Source organism: uncultured Meiothermus sp., assembly GCF_937863175.1.
GTDB lineage: Bacteria > Deinococcota > Deinococci > Deinococcales > Thermaceae > Meiothermus.
In genome coordinates this window covers 1-3928 of record NZ_CALMCQ010000304.1, presented here as the reverse complement: position 1 = coordinate 3928, position 3928 = coordinate 1, and the positions used below count along the sequence as shown (strand labels likewise).

Annotated in this window: 5 protein-coding genes; 2 read left to right on the top strand and 3 right to left on the bottom strand. The window is 60.2% G+C overall.

The features are described 5' to 3' along the window. The coding region (locus Q0288_RS11630; RefSeq protein WP_299430579.1) for a type I phosphomannose isomerase catalytic subunit at positions 1-848 on the bottom strand (848 nt) is incomplete at its 3' end. A gap of 450 nt (positions 849-1298) precedes the next feature. Here Q0288_RS11630 and Q0288_RS11625 point away from each other — a divergent pair. Together Q0288_RS11625 and Q0288_RS11620 are read left to right on the top strand one after the other, a co-directional pair. Continuing rightward, positions 1299-1925 carry a metallophosphoesterase gene (locus tag Q0288_RS11625; RefSeq protein ID WP_299430577.1) on the top strand — a complete coding sequence of 209 codons (627 nt, stop codon included), beginning with the start codon at positions 1299-1301 and terminating at the stop codon, positions 1923-1925. Then, positions 1922-2725: an SDR family NAD(P)-dependent oxidoreductase gene (locus Q0288_RS11620; protein WP_299430575.1), complete on the top strand. Its 804-nt coding sequence runs from the start codon at positions 1922-1924 to the stop codon at positions 2723-2725. The genes Q0288_RS11625 and Q0288_RS11620 overlap by 4 nt, the downstream gene beginning before the upstream one ends. Here the strand turns inward: Q0288_RS11620 and Q0288_RS11615 are convergent. Beyond that, positions 2722-3363, bottom strand: coding sequence for a flavin reductase family protein (locus tag Q0288_RS11615; RefSeq protein ID WP_299430573.1), 642 nt, complete (start codon positions 3361-3363; stop codon positions 2722-2724). The two genes, Q0288_RS11620 and Q0288_RS11615, sit on opposite strands and share 4 nt — an antisense overlap. Before the next feature lie 110 nt (positions 3364-3473). Then, positions 3474-3928: alpha/beta hydrolase (locus tag Q0288_RS11610; protein ID WP_299430571.1), on the bottom strand; the 455-nt coding region annotated here is incomplete at its 5' end.

Below are 3928 nucleotides of genomic sequence, written 5' to 3'. Positions count from 1 at the left end.
TCACCCCAGGAGAGCGACCCTTCTAGCCATTCTGCCCCCCCCACAATCAGGGTCAGGAGCAAGAAACTGTCCTCGGGAGCCTCCAGGGTAAGCCTGCCCCGCAGGTGATAGCGCTCGAGCACAAAGGCCTCACAGGCCAGCAGGATTTCCTTGTGGTGGGCGGGCAAAGGGGTCGGCTGGGGAAGTGGGGTGGGCTCGAGTTTGGCTACGTTCAGCCCTTTTTCCAGATGGAGCTCGCGGGGCCGCCCATAGTCGTAGAGGCGATAGGTCAGGTCGGAGCGCTGTTGCACTTCGTAGAGCACCAGTCCAGGCCCCAGGGCATGGATGGTTCCTGCCGGAACCGGAATTACCTGTCCCGATACCACCCATTCACGCTGAAGCCGATCCCAAAGGGTGCCATCCTGGGCGGCCCTGGCCAGGTTTTCACGCTCTATCGGCTCGAGCAGGCCATAGACGATCTGGCCCTCGCCCCCCAGGATGTACCAGGCCTCGGTCTTGCCATGAAAACCGCTGGTAGCTTCTACGGTGTGGGCATAGGCATCGTCGGGGTGTACCTGTACCGAGAGCCACTCCGCCGCATCTAGAAATTTGATCAGTAGGGGTAGCTCGAGGCCATACTTGTGGTAAGGGGTCTTTCCGATAAAACCAGCTCCCAGTTCGGGCAGCACCTCTGCCAGGGTTCTACCGGCCAACAGCCCCGAGCGAATACGGTTCTGGTCGTAAGCCAGCCAGAGCTCCCCGATGGGGTCTTCCCTGTGCAGATGAAGTCTTTCGGCAATATGCGACCCGCCCCAGACCCGGTGCATCGGCTGGGCCTCGAGGCAGACCGCTGGAATGGTCTGTTTCATTCTGACGATACTAACGCCAGGCCATCCCGATCACCCTGCTATTTGAACCGACCCGGTGCAAAAGCACCCATTTCTACCCCCCTGCCATTACACCTGCAAAGATCAACATCCGCACTAAACAGGTGGCCCGTGCACGGCCCCGCTACCCGTCTGAAAGCAGAGTCGGTGTGTTTCCAGAATAGGGGTGTCGCGGCATTCGGCCCGGCATACGGTTGCCGCTCTCACCAACAGGCCGTACGGTACACTTACAACCTGTACCGCCGATTCCTGGGAAATGCGCTGGGTGCTGCGCCTGTGCTCTGTGCAGGTGGCAAGCGGGCATTTCAGGTTTGACAAACTCAACAGGCCGCAGCTTAGACTGTACCCGGGCCGAGTCTGATTCTATTAAATGCTCGAGCTTCACAACCAGGTTGCTGCACCGCTACTTTCTGTATGCAGGAGTCTGCTGTAGTGCGCATTTTAGCTCTCTCCGACCAGATTCACCCATTCATCCATCAGGAGCGTTTTCCCAGCAACCTGCCTGGCTTTGAACTGGTGCTGGTGGCTGGTGATTTACCTGGCAGTTTTATCGAGTTTGTCGCCACCAAGGTAACGGTTCCAGTGGTCTATGTGCATGGCAACCACAAAGAAGAATACGTACAGGACTATCTGGGCAACCTGACCGCCCCGGGCGGCGCCATCAAGGCCCACGGGCGTATTGTGGATGTCGCCGGAATCAGGGTGGCGGGCTGGGGGGGCTGCCCTCGTTACAACAACCGTGAGATTGGGCAGTACAACGAAGCCGAAGCCCAGACCCGTTTCTTGTCGTGGTATCCGGTGCTGATGGGCCGCCGCCTGCTCACCGGACATGGGGTGGATATCCTGCTCAGCCACGCCCCGCCCCCCGGCCCCAATGCCGGAGCCGATTTTCCCCATCGGGGCAGTACTGCGTTGGGTTTGTTTCACCGTCTATACCACCCTAAAATCCATGTCCATGGCCACATCCACCTATACGAAGCCCAACCCACACGGGAGTACAGGAGCCTCGAGGGGGTTCGAGTGATCAACGCTTTTGGATACACTCTGATCGAGCTATGAAGATCGCCGGAAGCCTTTGCATCATCAGTGGGGCCAGCAGTGGAATTGGCAAGGCCAGCGCGTTTGAACTTTCCAAAAGAGGCGCCAGGGTGGTGCTGGTAGCCCGCAGAGAACAGGAACTGGGGCAGATCGCCGCTCAAATTCGTGCAGCAGGCGGACAGGCCTGGGCCTTTCCCACCGACCTTAGCAACCCCCAGCAGGCCGGACGCCTGGGCGAGCAAGTCCTGCGCGAACTGGGCACCCCCGACATTCTGATTCACAGCGCCGGAGCCGGTGCGTGGCGCTTTCTGGACGAGACCCCCATCGAAGACCTCCAGCGTTTGATGGACACCCCCTACTTCAGCGCAGCGTACCTGACCCGGGTTTTTCTGCCTGCAATGTTGCAGCAGAACCGTGGCCTGATCCTCACCGTCTGCTCGCCGGCCAGTCGGCTGGTCTGGCCAGGCGCCACCGGCTATATGGCGGCCCGCTGGGCCCTGAATGGTTTCACCGAAGCCCTGCGGGCCGACCTCTACCACAGCAAGCTCCAGGTTTGTGCCTTTTTCCCTGGCAAGATCAGCGACAGCGAGTACTTCACCCGCAACACCTGCACCGAGAACCGCATCCCCAGGGTAGGGCGGTTTATTCCCGAGATCACTTCACAGCAGGCTGCCCTGGGTATTGTGCGGGCCCTCGAGCACGATGCCAGGGCTAAGTTTGTACCCTGGCAGCTGCACCTGTTCGACCTGCTGGCCCGCTGGTTCCCCCGCATCGCCGAACATCTGGCCTGGAACACCGGAGCCCGGCGGAAGGAGCCCTAGGGCTCCTTCCCGCTTTTCCCCTTCCACTCCTCGTAGCTCACCCTGGGCATCTCGAATACGTCGGTGGTACGCACATAGCCACCCCGCCCTCCCATACGTCCAATCAGGCGGAGTTCGTGGGTCCTCAGGTGCAGCTTTTCCACATCGGCAACCAGATGTTCCTGCACAAAAGCCGCCAGTACCTCTCCAATCATCATGCGGTTGCGACCAATCTCGAGCACCGAATGCAGTCTGCACTCGAACCCTGCTGGAGCCTGGGCCAGTCGCGGCACCGCAATATGCACCGAGGGTAGGGTTGGGAGGCTCGCAACCTCGACCTCGCTGATATCTTCTGGGAATTCGGCAGCAGTTAAATTCATTGCCTCGGCCAGGGTCTCGCTCACCAGATTAACCACAAATACCCCGCTACGCTTGATGTTGGCGGCAGTATCCTTGGGTCGCCGGGGATGGTGGTTGCCCACGCCAATTACCAGCAAGGCCGGGTCGGAACCCATCGCGTTGAAGAAACTGAAGGGTGCCGCGTTCACCGAGCCATCGGCGTTAAGGCTGGTCACCCAGGCGATGGGACGGGGCACTACCAGTCCGGTTAAGAGCTTGTAGCGCTCCCGGGGTTGCAGGCTGGCAAAGTCGAAGTCCACGGCGACAGTCTATCGCGCTTGTCTCTATTTTTACCGGCATCAGCGGGAAAATTGAGCTCTGCACGGCGTTTTAATCTGTGGGAGTCTCGGTATCCTTTCCGTAAACCGCTCTATGCAAGATTTTGAGTCAGCCATGCTTTCGCTGCCGCCAGTTCCTCTGGGTAAAGCTGGTGACCCCCCTGCTGCCAGCGCAGTTGTACCCTGGCTCCCGCCTGTTCCAGACGGTCGGCCAGAGCCTGCACCCGCCCGCTGGGCGACCAGGGATCCTGGGTTCCGGCAGCCAAAAAGGCTACCTTCCCAGCCAGATTGGGGAGGGGTTCTGCCTCTAAAGGCAACACCGGACGCAGTAAAACCGCCCCGGCCAGTACCTCCGGGTGTAGTAGCATCAAGGCTGCAGCGATGTTCGCACCGTTGGAGTACCCCAGCGCATATAACCTGCTGGCGACCAGGCCGTAGTGGCTGATGGCGTCCCGGACAAACTGGGCCAGGTCGGCAGCCTGGGCCTTGAGGTCTTCTTCGTCGAACACGCCCGGTGCCAGGCGTCGGAAAAAACGCGGGGCGCCAT

Bases quoted from the DNA above. Each gene is read 5' to 3' on its own strand.
- Q0288_RS11620 (WP_299430575.1), top strand. From the start codon at position 1,922: ATGAAGATCGCCGGAAGCCTTTGCATCATCAGTGGGGCCAGCAGTGGA.